Below are 23,477 nucleotides of genomic sequence, written 5' to 3'. Positions count from 1 at the left end.
GGCGTCAGCCGCGGTCCAGCAGAAGGACCGCCAGGTCGTCCGTCAGCTCGCCGCCGTTCAGCGCCCGCACCTCGGTGACCGTGGCGTCCAGCAGCTCCTCGCCGCGCAGCCCGGTCGCCATCTGACGGGCGACGATCTCGACCATCCCCTCCTGCCCGAGGCGCTGCACCCCGGCCCCGACGCGGCCCTCGATCAGCCCGTCGGTGTACATCATCAGACTCCAGGCGCCGCCCAGCTCTACCTGGCGGCGCGGCCAGCGGGCGTTCGGCAGCAGGCCGAGCGCGGGGCCGTTCTCGTCGGTGGGCAGCAGCCGGGGCGCCATACCGGGCCGTACGGCCAGCGGTGAGGGGTGCCCGGCGAGGCAGACCCCGGCCCGGCGGCCGTCCGGGGCGATGTCGACGGTGCACAGGGTCGCGAAGATCTCGTCGTCCGGGCGCTCGTTCTCCAGCACCTGCTGGAGCGTGCCGAGCAGCTGGTCGCCGCAGAGCCCGGCGAAGGTCAGGGCGCGCCAGGCGATCCGCAGCTCCACGCCGAGGGCGGCCTCGTCGGGGCCGTGGCCGCAGACGTCGCCGATCATCGCGTGCACCGTGCCGTCCGGGGTGCGGACGGTGTCGTAGAAGTCGCCGCCGAGCAGGGCCCGGCTGCGGCCGGGCCGGTAGCGGGCGGCGAAGCGGAGTCCGGAGCCCTGGAGCAGCGGGGTGGGCAGCAGTCCGCGCTCCAGCCGGGCGTTCTCCTGGGCGCGCAGCCGGGACTCGGTGAGCTGGCGCTGGGCGAGGTCGGAGCGTTTTCGCTCGACCGCGTACCGGATGGCGCGGCTGAGGATGCGGCCGTCCAGCTCGTCGCGGAAGAGGAAGTCCTGCGCCCCGACCCGGACCGCCTCGGCGGCGCGCTCGGCGTCGTCCTCGGCGGTGAGGACCAGAACGGCCTGGGTGGGCGCGAGCCTCAGTACGGAGCGCAGCGTGTCGAGCGCGTCCTCCGCCTCGTGCTCGGGGCCGGGCAGGGCAAGGTCGAGCAGGATGCACTGCACCCCGTCGGTGAGCAGCCGGGAAGCCTCGGTGAGGTTACGGGCCGTACGGATACGGACCCGGTTGCCCTCGGTGTCCAGCATTTCGGGGACGTTGAAGGCGCCGGCCGGATCGTCCTCGATCACCAGCAGGGTGAGCCCGCTGTCGGGCAGGGCGGCCGGCCGGGCCTCGGTGGCCAGTGCCTCCCGCTGCCTCGGCACGGGTACGGACATCGCTCGATTCCCTTCCCTCCCCCCGAGGGCGCGGCGCCCGCCGCCGACCGGCGGACCGCACGAACCGGCCCACACACCGACTGGTCGGTTTCAGGGCATGCAAGCCGGATACTGCCAGGAGACCTTAGCGCTCGGTCCGGGCCCCTTGGAATGACCTTCCGGACGCCACTTTTGTCATATGCCCCACGCCCCGGGCGACTTGGGGGAACCCGGACCGGAGCCGGATGACGAAGGTCACGCCAACTCGTCGCCGTTTTGTGGAACCGAACACGGACCGCGCGGTACGCGCGCCCGCCACATCGGGGCGAGGCAGACATACCAGCGGAATCGCACTCACGGCGCGAAATCACCCCGAATCAGGAGGCGTCCGGGCGCACCACGCCCAGGATCGGCATCGACCCCGCCCCCGCCAGGGTGATGGGGCGACCCGGGCGCGGGGCGTGGACGATCGCGCCGTCACCCACGTACATCCCCACATGGCTGGCGTCCTTGAAGTAGATGACCAGGTCGCCGGGGCGCATCCGGGCGGTGTCCACCTTCGGCAGCAGCCGCCACTGCTCCTGCGAGGTCCGCGGGATGGCCCGTCCGGCCGAGGCCCAGGCCCGCTGGGTCAGCCCCGAGCAGTCGTAGGCGTCCGGACCCACGGCGCCCCAGACGTAGGACTTGCCGATCTGGGCCGTCGCGAAGTCGATCGCGTGCCGCCCCACGGAGCTGGAGCTTCCGCCAACCTCCCGCAGTATGCCGGTCTTGAGCCATTTCGCCTGAGATGACCGGTCGCGCTCCTCCTGGAGCTGCCGCAGCCGGTCCCGCTCCTTGGTCTCCAGCCGCGCCTCCAGCCGCCGGGCCCGGGCGAGCTTTTCGGTGATCTCCTTCTTCGCCGCCGCCTTCTTCGCCCGGCTCCGGTCGAGCCGCTCCCACTCCTGGGACGCGGACTCGGCGTACCGGTCGAGCGCCGCCCGGGTGTGCTCCAGCCGGTTCATCAGCCCGCGGGCCGCCTTCTCGCCCTTGCGCGCGAGGGTGAAGCCGTCGAGGACGTCGCCGGGGTCGTCGTCCAGCAGCACCCGCGCCTCGGGCGGCAGTCCGCCGCCGCGGTACTGGGCCCGCGCCAGCGCCCCGGCGCGCTCCCGCAGCCCGGTCATCTCCTGCTGCGCCTTCACCACGGCCCGCGCGATCTTCACGATCGACTTCTCCTGGCGCGTCTGTTTCTCCCGCGCGAGGTTGTATGCGTCGGTGGCTGATTCCGCTTGCCGGTAGAGGCCGTTCACTTCCGAACGGACCTTCTCCAGCCGCCCACCGGACGCGTTGCCACCGGCACCGCCCCGCGTCGGTTCCGGTTCACCGGGCGCCGCGTACGCGGACCCCGGTAAGGCCGACGCTCCCAGCGCGCAGACGAGCGCGGCGGCCGCGGTGGCGCCCGCCCCCCTCCCTCGCCCGTTCCGCCTCATCCGCCTGCCGCCTCTCGTCCAAGTAGGGACGGATAGTGACATGCCGTACCGCAATCCGACAGAGCCACGCGCCGGTCGGCCGCACACCCGACGCGATCCGGGGTCTTGCGAGGACAAAAGTGGACGAGGAACGACGGGAACGGGCTAGAGCAGACGGAAGCGGGCGGAAACGACAGAAAGGGAAAGAAGCGGGTGAGTCCGGACCGCGACCACGCCGTAACCCAGCCGTTATCCGGCCACCACACTGACGGCCGAGGTTCACCGCTCGTTAACTCTTCCCCTTCGGTCGCTTCATCTGATCTGCCTAATTTCAGCCCTAGTGAGGCGCGTGCCATTCCCCATGCCCGGCCCGCGCCCTGCGCATATCCATCCCTGCGCACCTATACGCCGCGCGCCGTCCCCACCGGCGGCTTCTGGAAGGAATCTCCGAAAGTGAAGCTTCAGCGCAACAACCGGCTTCGCGCCATCGCCGCCGGTGCCCTCGCCCTGTCCGGCGCCTTCGTCCTGACCGCCTGCGGTTCGGACAACAACACCGGCGGCGGTGGCGCCGCGTCCACCGGCGACATCAAGTGCGAAGGCAAGGGGCAGCTGCTGGCCTCCGGCTCGTCGGCGCAGAAGAACGCCATGGACCTGTGGACGAAGAACTACGGCGCGGCGTGCAAGGACGTCAAGCTCAACTACAAGGCCACCGGCTCGGGTGCGGGCATCCAGGAGTGGCTGCAGGGCAAGACCGCCTTCGCGGGCTCCGACTCGGCGCTCAAGCCCGAGGAGGTCACGTCCTCGAAGAAGATCTGCAAGGGCGGCCAGGGCATCAACCTCCCGATGGTCGGCGGCCCGATCGCGGTCGGCTTCAACGTCCCCGGCGTTGACAAGCTGACCCTCGACGCCGAGACCCTCGGCAAGATCTTCAATTCGGACATCAAGACGTGGGACGACCCCGCGATCAAGAAGCTCAACCCGGGCGTCAAGCTCCCGAGCCTCAAGATCCAGGCGTTCCACCGCTCGGACGAGTCGGGCACCACCGACAACTTCACCAAGTACCTCAAGGCCGCCGCCCCGAAGGCGTGGCCGCACGAGCCGGGCAAGGCGTGGGAGGGCAAGGGCGGCCAGTCCGCCGACGGTTCCTCCGGTGTCTCCTCGCAGGTCAAGCAGGTCTCCGGCGCGATCTCGTACTTCGAGCTGTCGTACGCGACCGCCAACAGCATCAAGACCGTCGACCTGGACACCGGCGCCTCGAAGCCCGTCCAGGCCACCGTCGAGAACGCCTCCAAGGCCATCGCCGAGGCCAAGCCCAAGGGCACCGGCAAGGACCAGGCCCTCGACCTGGCGTACGACACCAAGGCGGCCGGCGCCTACCCGATCACGCTGGTCACCTACGAGATCGCCTGCGACAAGGGCAACAAGGCGGGCACGCTCAAGGCCACCAAGTCCTTCCTGAACTACGCCGCCAGCAAGGACGGCCAGTCCGCGCTGAAGGAGCTGGGCTACGCCCCGCTGCCCGACTCGATCGCCACCAAGGTCCGCGAGAGCATTTCCAGCCTCGGCTGACTTTGACATGTGCGGCCTGTTCCGCCTCGGCCCACCGGCCCGAGCGGAACAGGCCGCACGTCCGGTGCACCGCCGCACCCGGAGCCTCACCCCCATCCGGCTCCGCAGACCGGAGAACCCATGAAAACGGATATAGAACCCACTTCCTCATCCGCCGGGTCGCAGCCCTTGGTCTCGACCCGCTCCACCGGCCGCGCCGGTGACAAGATCTTCCTCGGCCTCTCCCGGGGCTCCGGGATCGCCCTCCTGGTGATCATGGCGGCCATCGCGGTCTTCCTCGCGTACCGCGCCGCCATCGCGATCTCCAAGGACGAGGCCAACTTCCTCACCGCCTTCGAGTGGAGCACCGGCACGACGCCGATGCGCTTCGGCATCGCGGTACTCGCCTTCGGCACGGTCGTCAGCTCGATCATCGCGATGGTCATCGCGGTCCCGATCGCCGTCGGCATCGCGCTGTTCATCTCGCACTACGCCCCGCGCCGCCTGGCCACCCCGGTCGCGTACGTGATCGACCTGCTCGCCGCGGTCCCCAGCATCGTCTACGGCCTGTGGGGCGCGCTCTTCCTGGTGCCGCACCTGACGGGTCTGTACACCTGGATGGACGACTACCTGGGCTGGACCAAGGTCCTCTCGTACCAGGGCGGCGCCGCGCGGTCGCTGTTCACCGTCGGCATCCTGCTGGCGATCATGATCCTGCCGATCGTCACCAGCGTGAGCCGCGAGGTGTTCCGGCAGGTTCCGAAGATGCACGAGGAGGCGGCGCTCGCGCTCGGCGCGACCCGCTGGGAAGTCGTCCGCATGTCGGTCCTCCCCTTCGGCCGCTCCGGCATCATCAGCGCCTCGATGCTGGGCCTGGGCCGCGCGCTGGGCGAGACCATGGCGGTCGCCACCGTGCTGTCCCCCAGCTACCTGATCAACGCCAGCCTGCTGGACCCGGGCGGCGGTACGTTCGCGCAGAACATCGCCAGCCACTTCAAGGAGGCCAACGGCAACGGGCGTGACGCCCTCATCGCCTCCGGTCTGGTCCTGTTCGTCATCACCCTGCTGGTGAACGGCGCCGCGCGAATGATCATCGCCCGCCGCAAGGAGTACTCGGGGACCGCAGCATGAGCGATACGACCACCGACACCAACACGCCGCGCGGCACATCCACCCTCGCTCAGGCGCGCCTGCCCCGCTGGGCCCCGCTGGGGCTGGCCGCGGTCTCGATCGCCGCGGGCGTCGGCATCGGCAGCGCCGCCGGGATGGGCAACGCCCTCCAGTGGGGTCTGATCGCCGCGCTGCTCTTCGTCGTCCTCTCCTACGGGGTCACGGCCTCGGTCGAGGGCGGCCGGCAGGCCAAGAACCAGCTGGCCACCAGCCTGGTGTGGCTCTGCTTCCTGATCGCGATCGTCCCGCTGTTCTCGCTGCTCTTCGAGACCATCAACCGCGGCAAGACGGTCCTCGACCCCTACTTCCTCAGCCACTCCATGGACGGCGTCCAGACGATCCTGCCCGGCGGCGGCGCGTACCACGCGATCCTCGGCACCCTGGAGCAGGTCGGCATCGCCACCCTCATCGCGGCCCCCATCGGCCTGCTGACCGCCGTCTACCTCGTCGAGTACGGGCGCGGGCGGCTCGCGAAGTCCGTGACCTTCTTCGTCGACGTCATGACCGGCATCCCGTCGATCGTGGCCGGCCTGTTCATCCTCAGCTTCTGGATCATCATCCTGGGCTTCGACTACTCGGGCTTCGCCGGTGCCATGGCACTGGCCATCCTGATGATGCCGGTCGTGGTCCGCTCCACCGAGGAGATGCTCAAGCTCGTCCCGGACGAGCTGCGCGAGGCCTCCCTCGCGCTGGGCGTGCCCAAGTGGCGCACCATCCTCAAGGTGGTGCTGCCCACCTCGATCGGCGGGATCACCACGGGTGTGATGCTCGCGGTCGCCCGTATCGCCGGTGAGTCCGCCCCCATCGTGCTGCTGGTCTTCGGCTCCCAGGCGATCAACCCGAACCCCTTCGAAGGCGCCCAGTCGTCGCTGCCGTACTACATCTACGAGCAGTGGCAGCTCGGTAACGAGGCGTCGTTCAACCGCGCCTGGGCCGCGGCGCTCGTGCTCATCGCCTTCGTCATGATCCTGAACCTGGTGGCCCGCGGCATCGCCCGCTGGAAGGCCCCGAAGACCGGCCGCTGAGGCCAAGAAGAAGAGAAGTGATTCACATGGCCAAGCGCATCGACATCAGTGGGCTGACCGCCTACTACGGCAGCCACAAGGCCATCGAGGACATCTCGATGACCGTCGAGCCCCGCTCGGTAACGGCCTTCATCGGCCCCTCCGGCTGCGGCAAGTCGACCTTCCTGCGCACCCTCAACCGGATGCACGAGGTGACCCCCGGCGGCCGGGTCGAGGGCAAGGTGATGCTCGACGACGAGAACCTGTACGCCTCCGGCGTCGACCCCGTCTCCGTGCGGCGCACGGTCGGCATGGTCTTCCAGCGCCCCAACCCGTTCCCGACGATGTCGATCTTCGAGAACGTCGCGGCCGGGCTGAAGCTGAACGGCTCGTACCGCAAGAGCGAGCTGCAGGACGTCGTCGAGAAGTCCCTCAAGGGCGCCAACCTGTGGAACGAGGTCAAGGACCGGCTGAACAAGCCGGGCGCCGGGCTCTCCGGCGGTCAGCAGCAGCGGCTGTGCATCGCCCGCGCCATCGCGGTCGAGCCCGACGTGCTGCTGATGGACGAGCCCTGCTCGGCGCTGGACCCGATCTCGACCCTCGCCATCGAGGACCTGATCGGTGAGCTGAAGGAGCGGTTCACGATCGTCATCGTGACCCACAACATGCAGCAGGCGGCGCGCGTCTCGGACCGTACGGCCTTCTTCAACCTGGCCGGCGTCGGCCAGCCCGGCAAGCTCATCGAGATCGACGAGACCGAGCGGATCTTCTCCAACCCGTCCGTCCAGGCGACCGAGGACTACATCTCCGGCCGCTTCGGCTGACGCGAAAGCCCCTCGCCCGCTGGGCGAGGAACGGCGTCCTGCGGTGCTGCATGGCGGTGCCACCGCACGACGAAAGGGCCCGCCCCCGGCTCCCGGGGGCGGGCCCGCTCCGTGCGTACGTGGCCGGTTCGGCCGATGAGGCGTAAGGCTGGGGCAGCCGTAAAGCTGGGGCAGCCGTAAGCCGGGTCAGCCGAAGGCCAGGTCGACGATCCAGTAGCTGAGGGCGGCGACACCGGCCGCCGCGGGCATGGTGATGAACCAGCCGAGGATGATGTTCTTCGCGACCCCCCAGCGCACCGCGTTCACGCGCTTGGTCGCCCCCACACCCATGATCGCCGAGGTGATGACATGCGTCGTCGAGATCGGCGCCTGGAACATGAACGACGCGGTGTACATCACCGAGGCCGCCGTCGTCTCGGCGGCGAAGCCCTGCGGCGGATCCAGTTCGATGATCCGGCGGCCCAGGGTGCGCATGATGCGCCAGCCACCCGCGTACGTGCCGAGCGAGAGCATCGCGGCGCAGGCGATCTTCACCCACACCGGGATCGCGTCCCCCTGATCCTCGACACCGCCGATGACCAGGGCCATCACCACCACACCCATGGTCTTCTGGGCATCCTGGAGACCGTGACCGAGCGCCATGGCGGCGGCCGACACGGTCTGCGCTATCCGGAAACCGCGCTTGGCCTTGTGCGGGTTGGACTTACGGAACATCCAGAGGATGGCCACCATGACGAAGTAGCCCAGCACCAGGCCGATGATGGGCGAGAGGATCATCGGGAGGACGACCTTCTCCACCACTCCGCTCCAGTGAACGGTGCTGGCCCCGGCGAGCGCCGCGCCCACCAGGCCGCCGAACAGGGCGTGCGAGGAAGAGGACGGCAGTCCGTAGTACCAGGTGACCATGTTCCAGGCGATCGCGCCGATCAGCGCGGAAAACAGGATGATCATGCCCTGTTTGCCGGTGGGGGTGGCGATCAGGCCCTCACTGACGGTCTTGGCGACCCCGCTGCCCAGGAAGGCACCCGCGAGGTTCATCACCGCGGCCATCGCGAGCGCGGCCCGCGGGGTCAGGGCCCGGGTGGAGACCGAGGTGGCGATGGCGTTCGCCGAGTCGTGGAAGCCATTGGTGTACGTGAAGAAGAGCGCGACCGCGATGGTCACGACGAGCGCGAAGGTGTCCATGCCGGGACTCAGGACTCCTTGACGGCGATCGTCTCGACCGTGTTGGCGACATGCTCGAAGGCGTCGGCCGCCTCTTCCAGCACATCCACGATCTGCTTGAGCTTGAGCACCTCCATCGCGTCGTACTTGCCGTTGAAGAGGTGGGCCAGCAGCTTGCGATGGATCTGGTCGGCCTGGTTCTCCAGCCGGTTGACCTCGATCCAGTACTCCGTGAGGTTCGTCATGGTGCGCAGGTTCGGCATGGCCTCGGCGGTCAGCTCGGCCGCCCGCGCCAGCACCTCGATCTGCTGCTCGACGCCCTTGGGCAGCTCATCGACCTGGTAGAGGACGACCAGGTCGACGGCCTCCTCCATGAAGTCCATGATGTCGTCGAGGGACGAGGCGAGGGAGTAGATATCCTCGCGGTCGAACGGCGTGATGAACGAGGAGTTCAGCTGGTGGAAGATCGCGTGCGTGGCGTCGTCCCCCGCATGCTCCGCGGCCCTCATGCGCTCGGCGATCTCGGAACGAGCGGCGGAGTCCGCCCCGAGCAGTTCCATCAGGAGCTTGGAGCCGGTCACGATGTTGTCCGCGGAGGCGGCGAACATGTCGTAGAAGCTCGTCTCCCTGGGGGTCAGACGAAAGCGCACTGGGGATCCTCGGGATGCGGCGGATGGGGACTCGATGATGCTAGGCGCATCTTCCGGCCACGGTAACCGGCGTCCCCAGTGTCGCCCATCGGGCGGTGTGCTCTTCACAGGGGCCCGGTTCGGCCGGAAAAGCCGTTACCATATACCCACTGGGGGTATATGTGCACCGATAGTGAACAACGGGAGGACGCCATGACCACCACGGCAGCCGGGACCACCGCGCCCACCGGCGGCGATGAGCAGGGCCAGGCGTCCGGCCACGCTTCCCCTACCCACGGCGGCCACGGGTACGCCCACCAGAAGGACCAGCACCTGAAGCGGCTGCGCCGGATCGAGGGCCAGATCAGGGGCCTTCAGCGGATGGTCGAAGAGGATGTCTACTGCATCGACATACTCACCCAGGTCTCCGCGAGCACCAAGGCCCTCCAGTCCTTCGCCCTCCAGCTGCTCGAAGAGCATCTGCGGCACTGCGTCGCCAGCGCGGCGGTCGAGAGCGCCGCGAAGGAGGGGAACGAGGGAGAGGACGAGGTGGACGCCAAGGTCGCCGAGGCGACGGCGGCCATCGCACGGCTGCTGCGGACCTGAGGACACCCCGGACCCGAGGCCCCCGGGCTGGAGACCCCCGGACTTGAGGCCCCCGGACTGGAGGACTCCACCGGGCGGCGGCCTCCGCGCGGCCGGAGCGCTCCGCGCCCGCCGATGAGACGGCGGGCCCGCCTACCGGCTGTCCTGACCGTCGATTTCCGGCCGCTCCGAACGCTCCGGACGATCGGCCTTCCGCCTCTGCGAGCGCTCGGCTGAATTTGATCGGTCGGCCTCCACCCGGAGCACCTCGTCGATGCGGTCCGGACTGAGCCTGTCCTCGTCCGCGCTCGCTGCAGCGATCATCAATTCACCGTAGAGATCGATCTCGACGAGGGCCACGGGGTCCGGGCCCGGTGAGCCGCGACGCGCAACCACGTGTTTCACCTCCTCCTGCGAGCACTTTCGAGCACTTTCAGCAGCAGCTTCCCAGCGTAGGGATCGGTACACACTCCGCGCATGGCACGGATGGGCCATTTCGAAGGACAGAGCGGGTCCCTCCGACTACTTCTGAGGCGATCCGACCTTCCCTGTGTAGATATCCGCGGGCTTGGGCAGCGCGACGGCGGCCTCCACCCCGAAGTCGTACAGCTCCGTCGTCGAGGCGACCCCCACCGCGCGCCGCCCGTCCGCGCTCCGAGCGGGCCGCGCACCGCTCGCCCGGCTGGTCACGGTGAAGCGGTGCCGTACCTCACGCAGCCGGCCCAGCCCGTCGAGGTACGCGTCGAAGGGCACCAGGGCGTCGGTGAACCCCTTCGCCGCGGCGCGCAGCGGCCCCCGTACGCCGTGCGAGGCCACCTCGGCCGCCCGGCCGATGTCCGTGGTGCCGCGGTAGTGCCGCACCAGGGCGCCGTCCGGCCCCTCCTCCCCGACCAGGCTCGCCCGCCGCACCCCGCGCAGCAGTTCGGCGGCGGTCAGCGGATCGGTCGCCCCGCCGGTGACCAGGTTGCCGTCCGGAATGCCCGCTGTGTCCACACGTACCCATTTGTCGCTGGGGATGCCCGCGCCGCGGTTGCGCATGAAGAGCGCACCGGGCGCCAGCAGTTCGGTGATCGGCCCGTGCTCGGCCGCGCCCGTCGCGTCCCTCGGCAGCACCAGCCGCAGCCGCCCCCGCCGCTGCTCGAAGTCGTACGCCCCGCTGCCCTCGATCGACACCCGGGTGCCGCCGGTCGCCGTCTCCAGGGTCGTCCGCACCCGTGAACTCCCGGAACTCACCAGCACATCCGCGGCCTGCCGCAGCACGGCGACCGCGGCCGCCGCCCCGGGGGCACCGCCCGGGCGTTCGTCCGCCACCGTCTGGGACGAGCAGCCGCTGACGGTCGCCAGCAGTCCGGCCAGCAGACCACCCGCCACGCACCCGGCGACCGCCTTCGCCCGTCTCCTTCCACCGCGCCGCTGAACCACCATCGACCGTCGACCCCCTGGCCACGCTCGTCCACGCCTTGATACTTGTTCGTTTAACGACCCATTCCGGCCGCCCGTCACGGCCCGGTAGCGTGGTCATGTGCTCGACTCAGGTGACATAGGCCCCGACCAAGCCCGTACCACCACCGTGGAGAAGGGGGCCTTCTGCCTCGCCCGATGCACCTGCGGCTGGACCGGACCGGCCCGCCGCGCCCGGTCCATGGCCCGCGACGACGCGAGCGCCCACACGACGGACCGTCATTCTTCGGCCACACACGGAACCCCGCCACCCGGCATGCCCTCTGACCAGGAGACCGGGCGGCTTACGCGATAACGGCGGTAGCCCGGTCGACCGGTGGGACGCAAGGTCGACAGGGAGGGGACCCCGCCATGAACCGGCGGACACTGCTGGCAGCGAGCGCGGGACTGGCTTCCACGGCCACGTGGGCCGCGGCGTGCAGCAGCAACACCACGGGACACGCCGCCAGCGGGCATTCGTCCCTCGGCACCGTCTCGAACAGCAGGCTCGCGGCGAGCGACGGCAAGCCGAAGGCCGCGGACTGGACCGCGCTCGGCACGACGCTCCACGGCGACCTGGTGCGCCCCGGCGACGCCGACTACACCACCGCCAGGCGCCTGTACAACACCCGCTTCGACCATCTGCGGCCCGCCGGTGTCGCCTATATAGGCAATACCTCCGACATCACCGCATGTCTGGACTTCGCCCGGCGCCACGGCACCCCCGTCGCCATCCGCAACGGCGGCCACAGCTACGCGGGTTATTCCAGCGGCGACGGCCGCCTGGTCATCGACGTCTCCGCGCTCGGCTCCATACGCACCACCACGGGCGAAGCCCGCATCGGCGGCGGCGCCAAACTCATCGACGTCTACACCACGCTCGGCGCCCACGGCGTCACCGTCCCCGGCGGCTCCTGCCCGAGCGTCGGCATCTCCGGGCTCGCCCTCGGCGGCGGCCACGGCGTGGTCTCGCGGGCGTACGGGCTCACCTCCGACCACCTCACCGGCGCGACCCTCATCACCGCCGCGGGCAAGACCCTCCAGGTCTCCAAGGACCGCGAACCCGACCTCTTCTGGGCGCTGCGCGGCGCGGGCGGCGGCAACTTCGGCGTCGTCACCGAGCTGCGCTTCCGTACCCGCAAGCCCGGCGACGGCGTCACCGCCTATATGTCCTGGCCCTGGTCGAAGGCGGCCAAGGTGCTCGCCGCCTGGCAGAAGTGGGGCCCCGACCAGCCCGGCGAGATCTGGTCGGCGCTGCATCTGTCGGCCGCCCCCGGCCGCACCCCCACCGTCTCCATCAGCTGCTTCTCCCTGGGCACCTACGGCGACCTGCAGAACGCGGTGGACCGGCTCGCCGACGGCCCGGGCGGCCCCGGCCCCGCCTCCCGGGTGACCCTGCGCCGCCGGGGGTACGTCGACGCGATGCGCATGTACGCGGGCTGCGGCGACTCCTCGACCAGCCGCTGCCATCTGCCCGGCGACAAGCCCGGCCGCAGCGCCGACGGGGTGCTGCAGCGGGAGACGTACGCCGCCCGGTCCGACTTCTTCGACCGCTCGCTGAGCCAGGCCGGGGTGCGCGCGATGCTCGACCAGGTCGAGCGCTTCGGGCGGCGCACCAGCGGCGGCGGCGCGGTCAGCATCGCGCTCACCGCGCTCGGCGGCGCCGTGAACCGCGTCGACCCGCAGGCCACCGCCTTCGTCCACCGCCGCTCGCGGTTCCTCGCGCAGTACACCGCGTCCTGGGCGGCGGGCGGCACGGGCGCCCCGCAGAACGCCTGGCTGGACGCGGCGCACTCGGCGATGCGGCGCCACGCCTCCGGGGCGGCGTACCAGAACTACACCGACGCCACGCTCAAGAACTGGCGCTCGGCGTACTACGGCTCCGGCGCGGACCGGCTCACGCGGCTGAAGAATCGTTACGACCCGAAGCGCCTCTTCGACTTCCCGCAGGCGCTGTGATCCAGGGGCGCCCCTGTACGTACGAAGGGCGGCCCGGCTTGCTGCCGGGCCGCCCTTCGTACGTGTGTCCAAGGCCGCTTGCGCGTAGGTCAGGCCGCGAGGTCCTTGCTGCCGCGCTCCGTGCCCGGCGAACGGGTTCCGGTACCGGTTCCGGTCCCGGTCTCGGAGAACTCCGGGAAGCCCTCGCCCGCCGCGGCCCGGGCGGGGCGCCCGGCCCGTATCAGCCAACCGGCCCGCGACCCCGCGATCGTGGTGGTGAGCGGCGTCAGCAGCATCATCGCGAGCGGCGCCAGCAGCAGCGCGACCGCGGTCCCCAGCGCGAACCCGCCGATGACGTCCGTCGGATAGTGCACGCCCATGTAGACGCGGCAGAAGCCCTCGAGCAGCCCGAGCCCGATCGCGGCCAGCCCGTACCGCCGGTGGGCCATGAAGATCCCGACGGCTAGCCCCATGGTGAGCGTCGCGTGGTCGCTGACGAAGGAGAAGTCGGTCTTGCCCGCCACCAGGACCTCGAGCCCCTGATGGTCCCGGAACGGCCGCGGGCGCTGCACGAATCCGCGGATCGGGATGTTGGCGATCAGCGCGAGTCCGGCCGCCAGCGGCGCCCACATCAGCCCGGCGACGGCGGACGGCGCGTCCTGCGGCCGCTTGCGCACGCTCCACCAGGCGCCGAGGCCCACCAGGGCGAGCCCGATGACGATCCCGTACTCGCCGACGAACTCCATCACGCGGTCGAACCAGTGCGGGGCGTCCTTGGCGAGCCCGTTGATGTCGTAGAGAAGGCTGACATCGGGGTTCGACCCGTCCAGCGCGAGTCCAGCCATGTGCCGCGGCCCCTTATCTCTCACCTGTCGCTACGTACAGCTGCCGAACCCCCGTGATTCCCCGCGACCGGCGGCCCCGGCGAGCGATGCCGAAGGGTGTGCCGCCGATCCACTTCAAGGAAACGCCCTCATTCCGCCAAGCGTTCCGTTCGCTACCCAACGATCACCGGGACGTTATCGAAGGGTGACCCATCGCCGCAGCTCAGGCGGAATCTTTACGCGGCGCTGGGCTTGGGCAGCGCTTTTGCGCCATCCTTCGTCACCCGCGTCGCCCCGATGTAGTCCGGGGAATCGATGGGGTCGAAGCGGATCACCGCACCAGTGTAGGGCGCGTTGATCATCTTCCCGCCGCCCACATAGATCCCCACGTGATGGATGGATCTCGGGTCGTCGAGGTCGTACGCGAAGAAGACCAGATCACCGGGGAGCAACTCGTCGCGCTTCGGATGCGGACCGGCGTTCCACTGGTCGTTGGCGACACGCGGCAGCTCGATCCCCACCGTCGCGTACGCCGCCTTCGTCAGCCCCGAACAGTCGAACCGCCCGTCCTGGTCCGGGGTGCCGTTGCCGCCCCACAGATAGGGCTTGCCGAGCTGCTTCTGCGCGAAGTAGATCGCCGCGGCCGACTGCCGCGACGGCTGCACGGTCTGCGTGGGCGCCTCGAAGCTCTTGGCCAGGTTGGTGATGGTCTTCACGTAGTTCTGGGTCTCGCGGTACGGCGGCACGCCCTTGTACTTGAGCACGGCGTACGCGCCCGCGTTGTAGGACGCCAGCATGTTGTGCGTCAGATTGCCCGGCACGCCCTTCACATACTTCGCGAGGGAGCAGTCGTAGGCGGCCGCGGACGGAATCGCGTCATTCGGATTCCAGATGTCCCGCTTGCCGTCCTTGTCGCCGTCCACCCCGTGCGACGCCCAGGTGGCGGGGATGAACTGCGCCAGCCCCTTAGCGTTGGCCGGACTCTGCGCCTTCGCGTTCCAGCCGCTCTCCTGGTAGAGCTGCGCGGCGAGCAGGGCCGGATTGAGGGCGGGGCACGAGTTCCCGTACCGCTGGATCAGCGGCGCGTACGAGGCCGGGACAGAGCCCTTCGCCAGCCCGACACTGGTGCCGCCGCCACCGCCCGCGAGGTTCGCGGCGACCATGTAGGTACCGAGAACGAGCAGGACGACGAAGGAAAAACAGACTCCGATACCGACACTGACACCCAGCCAGACCTTACGCACCCGGCCATCCTCCCCCATCAGACCTCGGTACGAACGCGTTTCCGTACGCACGGCGAAAATCAGCCGCTCGGCAGCCGAAACCCTACGGGCGACCGGCGCCGCACGCCCCCTGTACCCCCTCCGCGCACCCCGCCGAACGCGTAAAGTCCGGCCCGTCCGAGCACCTCACACCCCATGGACCCCAAGGAACACGGATGACGCAGCTGGACTGGCAGCGGGCCTCGGCCGAGGAGGGCGAGGAGGCGGGCGCCTACCTGGAGGTGGCCGCGGGCCCCGACGGCCGGATCTACATGCGCGAAAGCAACGACCCCGAGACCGTCGTCGTCACCACCCAGGCCAAGTGGGAGGCGTTCCTCAAGGGGGTCAAGGCAGGCGAGTTCGACGACTTCGCCGAGGAGTAGAGGGCTCCGCTACCGATCGTTGCCCGGCGCCCACCCGCGTGATACACAGAGTGACCAAAGGGCACCTGATGGACATGGCTCGTCCTCCTGCCAGGTCACCGTGGTCCACAACACGTACGAGATCCGCCAAGAAATGCCGCCCAGTCGACATGCGGAGGCGGAATCGTCAGCGAAGATAGAGACTGACCCACGCCGGCTCGGCGGGGCATACAACTACCCATAAGGGGCGGTGAGTTCAATATGTTCCTAGCGGCCGAAAAGGGCGACATCAACACCATCATCGGCGGAATCGCCCCAGACTGGGGCCCCTTCGGAAGCCTGGGCAGCGAGGCCCGCGTCATGATCGAGGTCGTCATGGCTGTCGCGCTGCTGCTGTGCTTCGGCATCGCGATCTGGGGCGCGGCCAAGCAGCGCATCGGCGCGACCGCCCTGCGCGACACCTTCAGCGCGGAACAGGGCAAGGGACTCATCGTCGCGGGGCTGACCGGCGTGTTCATCATCGGCTCGCTGGGCACGCTCTTCACGATCGTGTACGGCATGGCCATCTAGCCACGCCCCCGTCCCGCCCCGGCCTGCGCCCCCTGCGCACCGGAGCCGCCCCCGCGCGCGGCGCACGCCCCCGCCCCCGAGCCTCCGCCCCCGATCCCCCCTACCGGCCCCACCCTCCGTACCCGAGGCTGCTCCCTGATGCCCGCACCCGCCGCCCCCGTCGCCGAGGTCGTGTCAGTCTGATGTCCACTCACACCACCACGCCCACACGTCGGTCCACGCCGCTACCGTCGTACCAGCGCGGCGGAAGAGCGGCCACGGTCCGCGGCAGGGTTGGCACGGTTGAAGGGGCGAACACACGATGAGTCTCGGCGGCGACGACGGTTACGGCGGTGACTACGACGGCCACGACACCGGCCGCACCCGCGGCACGGCCTCCGGCGGCCATCTGACGCGCACCCGCCTGCCGGAGGGCGACGAAGACCCGTACGGCCCGCCCCGCCGCGGCCCCGGCCGGGCCGTCAAGCCGAGCCGCAACCTGATCACGGTCGTCGGGGTCGTCGTCCTGCTCCTCGCCGCCATCGCCTTCGTCAACCGTGGCGGCCAGAGCGACGGCGGCTCGTCCGACACGTCGGACTCCGGCGGCGGCAACGCCAACGCCCAGCCCACCGCCCCCACCGGCACCCGCCCGGTCACCGGCAAGAACGGCACGGCGGGCATCGCGTCGGGCTTCGCGAAGTCCCAGCAGGGGGCGCAGAGCGCGGCGGCGAACTACGCGGTGGCGCTGAGCTCCGCCGATATGTTCAACCGCGAGCGCCGCCACGAGCTGCTGCCCCAGATCTTCACCAGCACGGCAGCGGCCCCCCTCCAGACCAGGCTCGACAAGGCATACTCCGCCGGTTCCCTGCAGAAGATCGGCCTGGACGCGAACGGCAAGGCCCCCGAGGGCATGACCTACATCTCGCGTACGGCTCCCATGGGAACCAAGGTCTCGAAGTTCACGGACACCACGGCGACGGTGGCGGTGTGGTGCACAGGGGTGTTCGGCACGGCGGGAGAGGGATCGAGGAATCCGGTCACCAATGACTGGTTCACTCTTACGCTGAAGCTGCGCTGGGTGAACAACGACTGGAAGACCGAGGCCTACTCTCAGAAGGACGGCCCGGCACCCGTCAACAGCGACCGCACCGCGTCCACGGCCGACGAGATCGCCAAGGCAGTCGAGCAGTACGGAGGGTTCACCTATGCCCGCTAGCATCCGCCGTTGTGCTGTCGTGCTCGCAGGTGCCGTCGCGTCCGTACAAACGGCGACCGTTCTACTGGCCACTCGGGCTGTCGCCGCGCCGTCGCCCACTCCCACCCCGTCAAAAGACGGTCATTGCGACGACATCATCGGCCCCGCCCCCTGCGGGAAGGGGTCTGGCGGCTCCGGCGCCCCCGCCGACCCCTCGAACCCCCTCGACCCCGCCGCTTCCCTCGCCCGCGGCTGCGCCGACGCCGCCGCCTGGCTCGTCGGCAAGCTCTCGAAGCTCGTCAAGGCCACGGCGAACGTCGACTTCACGAACGAGGCATTCCTCCGCCAGTACGCCGTCGTCTTCGCCGCCTCGACCGTCCTCACCCTCATCCTCTGGCTCCTCGCCGTCGCCAAGCGCGCCATCCGCGGCGCCCCGCTCGGCGAGGCGCTCTCCGAGGCCATCGGCTTCCTGTGGCTGACGGTCCTGGCCTCCGCCTTCACCCCGCTCATCCTCTATACGGTCGTCACCGCCACCGACGCCGTCACGGACGCCATCGCCTCCGGCACCGGCGCCGACAACGACGCCTTCTTCGGCTCCTTCGCCCAGGCCCTCAAGCGGGACGAGGACATCGGCGGCGGCCCGATCATGCTCATCGTCGTGTCGCTCGTGACGATCCTCGCGGCCGGTGTGCTCTGTCTGGAGCTGGTCATCCGCGCGGCCCTGCTCTACGTCGGCGCCCTGCTCGGCACGGCCGTCTACGCGGGGCTCGTCGACAAGAACATGTGGGGGCACGTCCGCCGCTGGGCCGGGATCATGATCGCGGTGATTCTCGTCAAGCCGGTCATCGTGATAGTCCTCGCGCTGGCGGGCGCGCTCTCCACCTCCGGCAACGACCCCGACGCCTTCTCGGCCGTCGTCTCCGGCCTCTCCATCATCATCCTGGCCATCTTCGCCAGCGCGATGATCTACCGCTTCGTGCCCGGCTTCGGCGACGAGATCGTCAAGGCCCGCAGCGCCAGCGCCGACCCCGCGTCCCGCCAGGCCGCCGCGGTCATCAGCTCGCCCGCGGCCCTGGTGAAGCAGGGCATCAACACCCACAGCGCCCGGGGCGGAGGGGGCGGTGCTCGACCGGGCCAGGCCAAGCCCGCCAACCCCGTATCCGGCGGCGTCGCCGCGCACAGCTCCCGCGGCAGCGGAAGCGGCGGGGGCGCCTCCGGCGCCAGCCGCACCGGCAACCCCGGAGGCGGCGGGTCCGCTTCCGCCCCCCGTTCGCAGAACAACAGCTCAGGCAACAACCCGGGAGGTGACCGGCGGTGACGGTCGATGCCCAGTCCCACGCCATCGCACCGCGCCGCACGTATCTGATCGGGCGTGCCCGCCCCAACGCGATCGTCGGCAAGAACCGCGAGACCGGCGAGATCGCGCTGATCATCGGGGGCGCGTTCATCGGGATGATGTGCGGGCTGCTGGTGCCGATGCTGACACTGCGCATCGCCGCACTGGTCGGCTTCCCGACCCTCGCGCTGGCCGCCGTGTACGTGCCGTACAACGGGCGTACGTTCTACCGCTGGTTCGAGATCAACCGCTCGTACAAGCGCAGCGTCCGCAAGGGCACCACCGGCTACCGCTCCGGCACCGCCGAGGCCGGTACCCGGTCCGACGGCCGCGAGGTGGAGGTCGGCCCGCCCCCCGGCATCGGCCGGATCAACTGGCTGGCCGCGCCCTTCGGCCCGGACGAGATCGCCGTTCTGCTGCACGCCGACCGCCGCACCGTCACCGCCGCGATCGAGATCGAGGGCCCGGGCGTGGGCCTGCGGGACAGCGAGGACCAGGAGGCGCTGGTCGACCGGTTCGGCACGCTCCTCAAGCACGTGGCCAACGGCGACGGCTTCGTGACGCGCCTGCAGATGCTGGCCCGCACCCTCCCCGCCGACCCGGACGCGCACGCCAAGGATGTCGAGCGGCGCGGCGACAACGGCTCCCCGGGCTGGCTCAAGGATTCGTATGACCAGCTGCAGTCCATGGTGTCGACCTCCTCCGAGCAGCACCGCGCGTACCTCGTCGCCTGCATGCACTACACCCGCGACCTGGCCGCCGAGGCGCAGGCCATCGCCCGCGCCACCCGGCGCAGCGGCGGTGGCGGCCGGATGGACAAGGACGCGGGCCTGGCCGTGATCATGGCGCGCGAGCTGACCGACATCTGCGCGCGGCTCGCCGAGGCCGACATCCGGGTGCGCCAGCCCCTCGGGCAGGGGCGGCTGGCCTCGCTCATCCACTCCATGTACGACCCGGACCACCCCATCGACCACATCCAGGCGATGACCAAGCGCAACGCCTGGCCCGCCGAGCTGGACGCGATGGAGCCCACCTACCTCCAGGCGAAGACCCGCGAGTCCAGCACCCGCGAGCCCTGGTGCCACGCCACCGCATGGGTGAAGGAGTGGCCCATGACGCCGGTCGGGGTGAACTTCCTCGCGCCGCTGCTCGTCCACACCCCCGATGTCATCCGTACGGTCGCCGTCTGCATGGATCTGGAGCCCACGGAGATCGCGATCGAGCGGATGCTGACCGAAAAGGTCAACGACGAGGCCGAGGCCAGCCGCGCCGCGAAGATGAACCGTACGGTGGACCCGCGCGACATCGCCGCGCACGGGCGGCTCGACCAGCGGGGCGAGGATCTGGCCAGCGGCGCCGCGGGCGTCAACCTGGTCGGCTACATCACCGTCTCCTCCCGCTCGCCCGAGGGGCTCGCCCGCGACAAGCGGACCATCCGGGCCTCGGCGGGGAAGAGCTATCTCAAGCTGGAGTGGTGCGACCGTGAGCACCACCGGGCGTTTGTGAACACGCTGCCGTTCGCGACCGGCATCCGCCGCTAGCCGACCGCAGCTGAACCGACAGCCGTGAAAGACGGCGCAGAGACGACTGGGACTGGGACGATAGGGGCTCCGCCGTGGCCGATCCGATGACCGCCGTCACCGACGCGTTCACCAGCTTTCTGTTCGGGAAGGTGGAGACGACCCGGCTGCCGGTCCGTACGTCCACGGGGCAGGCGCAGGCCGTCTACCTCCCGACCGCGGCCCCGGGCCTCGGCGACTCGGGCGTCATCATCGGGCGCGAGGTGTACTCCGGCAAGGGCTACATCTACGACCCGTTCCAGCTGTACGGCCAGCAGCTGCCCGCCCCGCACTGGCTGGTGCTCGGGGAGTCCGGCAACGGCAAGTCGGCCCTGGAGAAGACGTACGTGCTGCGTCAGCTCCGGTTCCGCGACCGCCAGGTGGTGGTGCTGGACGCACAGGGCGAGGACGGGGTCGGCGAGTGGAACCTGATCGCCCAGGAGCTGGGGATAACGCCCATCCGGCTCGACCCGATGGCGGCCCTCGACGGCGGCATCCGGCTCAACCCCCTGGACCCGTCGATCACGACGACCGGTCAGCTCGCCCTGCTCCGTACGATCATCGAGGTCGCGATGGGGCACGGGCTCGACGAGCGCTCCGGGTTCGCCCTCAAGGTCGCGCACGCCTACGTCAACGAGACCATCACCGACCGCCAGCCGGTGCTGACCGACATCGTCGAGCAGCTGCGCCACCCCGAGCCTGAGTCGGCGGAGGCGATGAACGTCGACCTCGACGACGTACGGGCCTGGGGCCTCGACGTCGCCCTGGTGCTGGACCGGCTGGTCGACGGTGACCTGCGCGGCATGTTCGACGGTCCGACGTCGGCCGGAATCGATCTCGACGCGCCGCTCATCGTCTTCGACCTGTCCCATATCGACCGCAACTCGATCGCGATGCCCATCCTCATGGCCATCGTGGGCGTCTGGCTGGAGCACACCTGGATCCGGCCGGACCGCAAGAAGCGCATCTTCCTGGTCGAAGAGGCGTGGCACATCATCAACTCACCCTTCGTGGCCCAGCTCTTCCAGCGGCTGCTGAAGTTCGGCCGACGGCTCGGCCTGTCCTTCGTCGCCGTCGTCCACCATCTGTCCGACGTGGTCGACGGCGCGGCGGCGCGCGAGGCCGCGGCGATCCTCAAGATGGCCTCGACCCGGACGATCTACGCCCAGAAGGCGGACGAGGCCCGGGCCACCGGGCGGGTGCTGGGCCTGCCACGCTGGGCGGTGGAGATCATTCCGACGCTCTCGCCCGGCATCGCGGTCTGGGACGTCAACGGCAACGTACAGGTCGTCAAACACCTGATCACCGAGGCCGAGCGCCCACTCGTCTACACCGACCGGGCGATGACCGAGGACGGGCTCGCCGTCCAGCTGGCCGCCGAGGCGGAGGCCGAGGAACGGGCGGCAGCTGCGGTCGAGGCCGCGGCGGAGGCGGACCCCTACGGCGATCCGTCGTACGGCTCCACGGTGGCCTGACGTGGCGGCGGGGCAGTACCGCGGCGGACCCGCGGAGCACGGCCACGGAAGACAGCGGCGCCCGGAGGGCGGTATTCCGGACGGGCTGCTGATCGGGCTCTTCGCGTTTCTGCTGGGGCTGATCGGGCTCATCTGGTCGGCGACCGGCCTGTCCGCGCTCTTCGCCCACGGCGCCTGGCCGGACGGCCTGACCTTCCTGCACACTCCCCTGGCGCTGCGCCATCTGGTGGAGGAGCCGCACAACCTGGCGGCGGCCTGGCCCGCCACCCCGAAGGCCCAGCTCTCCGGTTACGGGCTGTTCTGGGGCATCCTCATCAGCGAGCTGATGGTGCTGATCGTCCTCGCGGTCTTCGCGGTCGGCACGCTGACCCGCTACCGGCTGGTCCGCGCCCAGCGCCGCGCCGCCCGGGCGGAGGCCGCGGCGGGCGCTGCCGACGCCGCCGACGGCAGGGGTACGGAGCGGGCGTCCGGCCCGGCATACGCCCCCGAGGGCCCGGAGCGGGGCGCCATGGGCCCCTCGGCCGCCTCGGCCGCCGGAGCCACCCCACCCGTGAACGGGGCGGTGACGGGCCCCGGCAGACCAGGCGACCAGCACATCCCGGCCGCCCGGCCCGAAGGCGCCACACCCGGCATCCCCGACACGGTCACGGGCTACGGAACCCCGGCCGCGGCCCTCGCCTCCGGCGCCGACGGCCCCGTACGCCCATCAGCCGCCGCGTACGAGACGGAGACCGGCTCCGTCGCCGCGGAGCGCGCCGAGCCGTCCTCCCCGGCCCCGTACGGCCCGGACGGCCCCCCGGCCGCGGCGCCGCAGCCGCTGCCCGTCCCCGGCACCGGCCTCGCCGCCGGGCTGTTCCGCCCCGGCGGGGAACCGGCCCGGTCCCGCGTCCTCTTCGGCGCCGAGCGCGGCGAGGCCGCCGCCCAGGCGATCCTGGAGGCGGGCGGACCGGTTCTCGCCGTCACCAGCGATCCCGGCCTGTGGGCCGCGACCAAGGACGCCCGCGCCAAGTTCGGGCCCACCCATGTCTTCGACCCGTCCCACCTCCTCGACACCCCCTCCAGGCTGCGCTGGAGCCCGGCGGACGGGTGCGTCTCCCGCGAGGTCGCGGCCGCCCGCGCCGCCGCCCTGCTGGCCCCCGTACGCCCCGCGCACGCCATGGACAAGCCCCTGGCGGAGGCCGCGGAGACGATGCTGCGCTGCTGGCTGCACGCCGCCGCGGTGGACGGCCGCCCGTTCCGCCACGTACACCGCTGGGCGCAGGGCAGTTCGGCGCATGAGCCCGTACGGATCCTCCGTACGCACCCCAAAGCGGCGGGCGGCGCGGCCGGGGAGCTGGAAGCCACCCTCACCGCGCACCCCGAACGCCGCGATCTGGCCCAGGAACTGACGGCGCGTGCGCTGGGCGCACTCTCCTCGATCCATATCCGGGACGCGTGCAATCCAGCGCGAGCCGATGCGCTCGCTCTGGAGTCATTCATCGGTGAAGGGGGAACCCTCTATCTGATGGGGGAATCCATCGAGGATCCCCGGACCCAACCGGGTGCGATGCCCTTGTTGACCGCACTCGCCTCGTACGTGGTCGAGCACGGCCGGCGCATGGCCGAACGGTCATCCTCCGGTCGGCTCGACCCACCACTCACCCTCGTGCTGGACGACGTGGCCGCCGTGGCGCCCCTTCCGGCGCTGCCGGACCTCCTGGCCCAGGGCACCGCGCAGGGGCTGCCCACGCTGGCGCTGATGCGCTCGCAGGAGCAGGCACTAGCCCGGTGGCCGCACCGCACACTGGTCGGGTAGGCCGCTGGTCGTCTCTCAAGATGGAGACGACTGGGGCGAGGCGGAACTCATCGACAGCCTACAAACGCGAAAAGGGCCCGGTCGGGAGCTTTAAGCTCCCGACCGGGCCCTTTTCTAAAAATTGTTCGGCGGCGTCCTACTCTCCCACAGGGTCCCC

Annotated in this window: 21 protein-coding genes; 13 read left to right on the top strand and 8 right to left on the bottom strand. The window is 70.4% G+C overall.

From position 1 onward, the window contains the following. Nucleotides 1-4: 4 nt before the first annotated feature. Together ACZ59A_RS41945 and ACZ59A_RS41940 are read right to left on the bottom strand one after the other, a co-directional pair. Nucleotides 5-1,237, bottom strand: coding sequence for a PP2C family protein-serine/threonine phosphatase (locus tag ACZ59A_RS41945; protein ID WP_470970366.1), 1,233 nt, complete (start codon nt 1,235-1,237; stop codon nt 5-7). A gap of 356 nt (nt 1,238-1,593) precedes the next feature. After that, nucleotides 1,594-2,682 (bottom strand): C40 family peptidase, encoded by a 1,089-nt coding sequence (locus ACZ59A_RS41940; RefSeq protein WP_470970364.1) that lies wholly within the window; start codon nt 2,680-2,682, stop codon nt 1,594-1,596. A gap of 432 nt (nt 2,683-3,114) precedes the next feature. Between ACZ59A_RS41940 and pstS the strand changes: the two genes are divergently transcribed. From pstS to pstB, 4 genes are all read left to right on the top strand, one after another. Continuing rightward, the gene (pstS, locus tag ACZ59A_RS41935; RefSeq protein WP_470970361.1) at nt 3,115-4,230 is read left to right on the top strand and encodes a phosphate ABC transporter substrate-binding protein PstS; all 1,116 of its coding nucleotides are present in this window, start codon (nt 3,115-3,117) and stop codon (nt 4,228-4,230) included. Between the two features lie 120 nt (nt 4,231-4,350). Continuing rightward, entirely contained in the window at nt 4,351-5,340 is a 990-nt protein-coding gene (gene pstC / locus ACZ59A_RS41930) for a phosphate ABC transporter permease subunit PstC (RefSeq protein ID WP_470970359.1), read from the top strand. Continuing rightward, nucleotides 5,337-6,404: a phosphate ABC transporter permease PstA gene (gene pstA, locus ACZ59A_RS41925; protein ID WP_470970357.1), complete on the top strand. Its 1,068-nt coding sequence runs from the start codon at nt 5,337-5,339 to the stop codon at nt 6,402-6,404. The genes pstC and pstA overlap by 4 nt, the downstream gene beginning before the upstream one ends. Before the next feature lie 26 nt (nt 6,405-6,430). Then, nucleotides 6,431-7,207, top strand: a complete 777-nt coding sequence (pstB, locus tag ACZ59A_RS41920; protein ID WP_468054535.1) for a phosphate ABC transporter ATP-binding protein PstB — start codon at nt 6,431-6,433, stop codon at nt 7,205-7,207. Nucleotides 7,208-7,393: 186 nt separating this feature from the next. Here the strand turns inward: pstB and ACZ59A_RS41915 are convergent, their stop codons facing one another. Together ACZ59A_RS41915 and ACZ59A_RS41910 are read right to left on the bottom strand one after the other, a co-directional pair. Then, nucleotides 7,394-8,392, bottom strand: a complete 999-nt coding sequence (locus ACZ59A_RS41915; protein WP_470970354.1) for an inorganic phosphate transporter — start codon at nt 8,390-8,392, stop codon at nt 7,394-7,396. Nucleotides 8,393-8,400: 8 nt separating this feature from the next. Next, nucleotides 8,401-9,021, bottom strand: a complete 621-nt coding sequence (locus ACZ59A_RS41910; RefSeq protein ID WP_055557302.1) for a DUF47 domain-containing protein — start codon at nt 9,019-9,021, stop codon at nt 8,401-8,403. Between the two features lie 192 nt (nt 9,022-9,213). Here ACZ59A_RS41910 and ACZ59A_RS41905 point away from each other — a divergent pair, with 192 nt between their 5' ends. Then, complete coding sequence (locus ACZ59A_RS41905; protein WP_470970352.1) at nt 9,214-9,606, top strand: metal-sensitive transcriptional regulator; 393 nt, start codon at nt 9,214-9,216, stop codon at nt 9,604-9,606. Between the two features lie 132 nt (nt 9,607-9,738). Here ACZ59A_RS41905 and ACZ59A_RS41900 read toward each other — a convergent pair whose 3' ends face one another. After that, the gene (locus ACZ59A_RS41900; protein ID WP_468054528.1) at nt 9,739-9,981 is read right to left on the bottom strand and encodes a hypothetical protein; all 243 of its coding nucleotides are present in this window, start codon (nt 9,979-9,981) and stop codon (nt 9,739-9,741) included. Between the two features lie 126 nt (nt 9,982-10,107). Beyond that, nucleotides 10,108-11,010 carry a hypothetical protein gene (locus tag ACZ59A_RS41895; RefSeq protein ID WP_468054526.1) on the bottom strand — a complete coding sequence of 301 codons (903 nt, stop codon included), beginning with the start codon at nt 11,008-11,010 and terminating at the stop codon, nt 10,108-10,110. Nucleotides 11,011-11,397: 387 nt separating this feature from the next. Between ACZ59A_RS41895 and ACZ59A_RS41890 the strand changes: the two genes are divergently transcribed. Continuing rightward, the gene (locus tag ACZ59A_RS41890; protein ID WP_470970350.1) at nt 11,398-12,984 is read left to right on the top strand and encodes an FAD-binding oxidoreductase; all 1,587 of its coding nucleotides are present in this window, start codon (nt 11,398-11,400) and stop codon (nt 12,982-12,984) included. 89 nt (nt 12,985-13,073) lie between these two features. On the opposite strand, the gene ACZ59A_RS41885 is transcribed toward ACZ59A_RS41890, so the two are convergent. Further along, entirely contained in the window at nt 13,074-13,808 is a 735-nt protein-coding gene (locus tag ACZ59A_RS41885) for a phosphatase PAP2 family protein (protein WP_470970347.1), read from the bottom strand. 215 nt (nt 13,809-14,023) lie between these two features. Next, entirely contained in the window at nt 14,024-15,049 is a 1,026-nt protein-coding gene (locus ACZ59A_RS41880; protein WP_470970345.1) for a C40 family peptidase, read from the bottom strand. Between the two features lie 176 nt (nt 15,050-15,225). Between ACZ59A_RS41880 and ACZ59A_RS41875 the strand changes: the two genes are divergently transcribed. From ACZ59A_RS41875 to ACZ59A_RS41845, 7 genes are all read left to right on the top strand, one after another. Then, nucleotides 15,226-15,432, top strand: a complete 207-nt coding sequence (locus tag ACZ59A_RS41875) for a DUF397 domain-containing protein (protein WP_470970343.1) — start codon at nt 15,226-15,228, stop codon at nt 15,430-15,432. A gap of 240 nt (nt 15,433-15,672) precedes the next feature. Further along, the gene (locus ACZ59A_RS41870; RefSeq protein ID WP_009716148.1) at nt 15,673-15,981 is read left to right on the top strand and encodes a hypothetical protein; all 309 of its coding nucleotides are present in this window, start codon (nt 15,673-15,675) and stop codon (nt 15,979-15,981) included. A 301-nt stretch (nt 15,982-16,282) separates the two neighbouring features. Continuing rightward, nucleotides 16,283-17,176, top strand: coding sequence for a DUF8175 domain-containg protein (locus ACZ59A_RS41865; protein ID WP_470970340.1), 894 nt, complete (start codon nt 16,283-16,285; stop codon nt 17,174-17,176). After that, the gene (locus ACZ59A_RS41860) at nt 17,166-18,473 is read left to right on the top strand and encodes a hypothetical protein (RefSeq protein WP_470970338.1); all 1,308 of its coding nucleotides are present in this window, start codon (nt 17,166-17,168) and stop codon (nt 18,471-18,473) included. Before ACZ59A_RS41865 ends, ACZ59A_RS41860 begins: the two co-directional genes overlap by 11 nt. Continuing rightward, nucleotides 18,470-20,032 carry an SCO6880 family protein gene (locus tag ACZ59A_RS41855; RefSeq protein ID WP_470970336.1) on the top strand — a complete coding sequence of 521 codons (1,563 nt, stop codon included), beginning with the start codon at nt 18,470-18,472 and terminating at the stop codon, nt 20,030-20,032. Before ACZ59A_RS41860 ends, ACZ59A_RS41855 begins: the two co-directional genes overlap by 4 nt. An 86-nt stretch (nt 20,033-20,118) precedes the next feature. After that, nucleotides 20,119-21,525 carry an ATP-binding protein gene (locus ACZ59A_RS41850; protein ID WP_470970482.1) on the top strand — a complete coding sequence of 469 codons (1,407 nt, stop codon included), beginning with the start codon at nt 20,119-20,121 and terminating at the stop codon, nt 21,523-21,525. Between the two features lies 1 nt (nt 21,526). Next, nucleotides 21,527-23,320, top strand: a complete 1,794-nt coding sequence (locus tag ACZ59A_RS41845; RefSeq protein ID WP_470970333.1) for a P-loop NTPase family protein — start codon at nt 21,527-21,529, stop codon at nt 23,318-23,320. Nucleotides 23,321-23,477 lie beyond the last annotated feature (157 nt).

Source organism: Streptomyces sp. NPDC040405 (genome assembly GCF_055595765.1).
This window is presented reverse-complemented; position numbering and strand designations above follow the sequence as displayed.

What these genes read in the sequence shown, in the direction of transcription:
- ACZ59A_RS41860 (WP_470970338.1), top strand. Translation starts at nt 17,166, where the DNA reads ATGCCCGCTAGCATCCGCCGTTGTGCTGTCGTGCTCGCAGGTGCCGTC.
- pstB (WP_468054535.1), top strand. Translation starts at nt 6,431, where the DNA reads ATGGCCAAGCGCATCGACATCAGTGGGCTGACCGCCTACTACGGCAGC.
- ACZ59A_RS41865 (WP_470970340.1), top strand. Translation starts at nt 16,283, where the DNA reads ATGAGTCTCGGCGGCGACGACGGTTACGGCGGTGACTACGACGGCCAC.
- ACZ59A_RS41890 (WP_470970350.1), top strand. Translation starts at nt 11,398, where the DNA reads ATGAACCGGCGGACACTGCTGGCAGCGAGCGCGGGACTGGCTTCCACG.
- pstA (WP_470970357.1), top strand. Translation starts at nt 5,337, where the DNA reads ATGAGCGATACGACCACCGACACCAACACGCCGCGCGGCACATCCACC.
- ACZ59A_RS41885 (WP_470970347.1), bottom strand. Translation starts at nt 13,808, where the DNA reads ATGGCTGGACTCGCGCTGGACGGGTCGAACCCCGATGTCAGCCTTCTC.
- ACZ59A_RS41945 (WP_470970366.1), bottom strand. Translation starts at nt 1,237, where the DNA reads ATGTCCGTACCCGTGCCGAGGCAGCGGGAGGCACTGGCCACCGAGGCC.
- ACZ59A_RS41940 (WP_470970364.1), bottom strand. Translation starts at nt 2,682, where the DNA reads ATGAGGCGGAACGGGCGAGGGAGGGGGGCGGGCGCCACCGCGGCCGCC.
- ACZ59A_RS41915 (WP_470970354.1), bottom strand. Translation starts at nt 8,392, where the DNA reads ATGGACACCTTCGCGCTCGTCGTGACCATCGCGGTCGCGCTCTTCTTC.
- ACZ59A_RS41895 (WP_468054526.1), bottom strand. Translation starts at nt 11,010, where the DNA reads ATGGTGGTTCAGCGGCGCGGTGGAAGGAGACGGGCGAAGGCGGTCGCC.
- ACZ59A_RS41880 (WP_470970345.1), bottom strand. Translation starts at nt 15,049, where the DNA reads ATGGGGGAGGATGGCCGGGTGCGTAAGGTCTGGCTGGGTGTCAGTGTC.
- pstC (WP_470970359.1), top strand. Translation starts at nt 4,351, where the DNA reads ATGAAAACGGATATAGAACCCACTTCCTCATCCGCCGGGTCGCAGCCC.
- ACZ59A_RS41870 (WP_009716148.1), top strand. Translation starts at nt 15,673, where the DNA reads ATGTTCCTAGCGGCCGAAAAGGGCGACATCAACACCATCATCGGCGGA.
- ACZ59A_RS41850 (WP_470970482.1), top strand. Translation starts at nt 20,119, where the DNA reads ATGACCGCCGTCACCGACGCGTTCACCAGCTTTCTGTTCGGGAAGGTG.
- ACZ59A_RS41875 (WP_470970343.1), top strand. Translation starts at nt 15,226, where the DNA reads ATGACGCAGCTGGACTGGCAGCGGGCCTCGGCCGAGGAGGGCGAGGAG.
- ACZ59A_RS41905 (WP_470970352.1), top strand. Translation starts at nt 9,214, where the DNA reads ATGACCACCACGGCAGCCGGGACCACCGCGCCCACCGGCGGCGATGAG.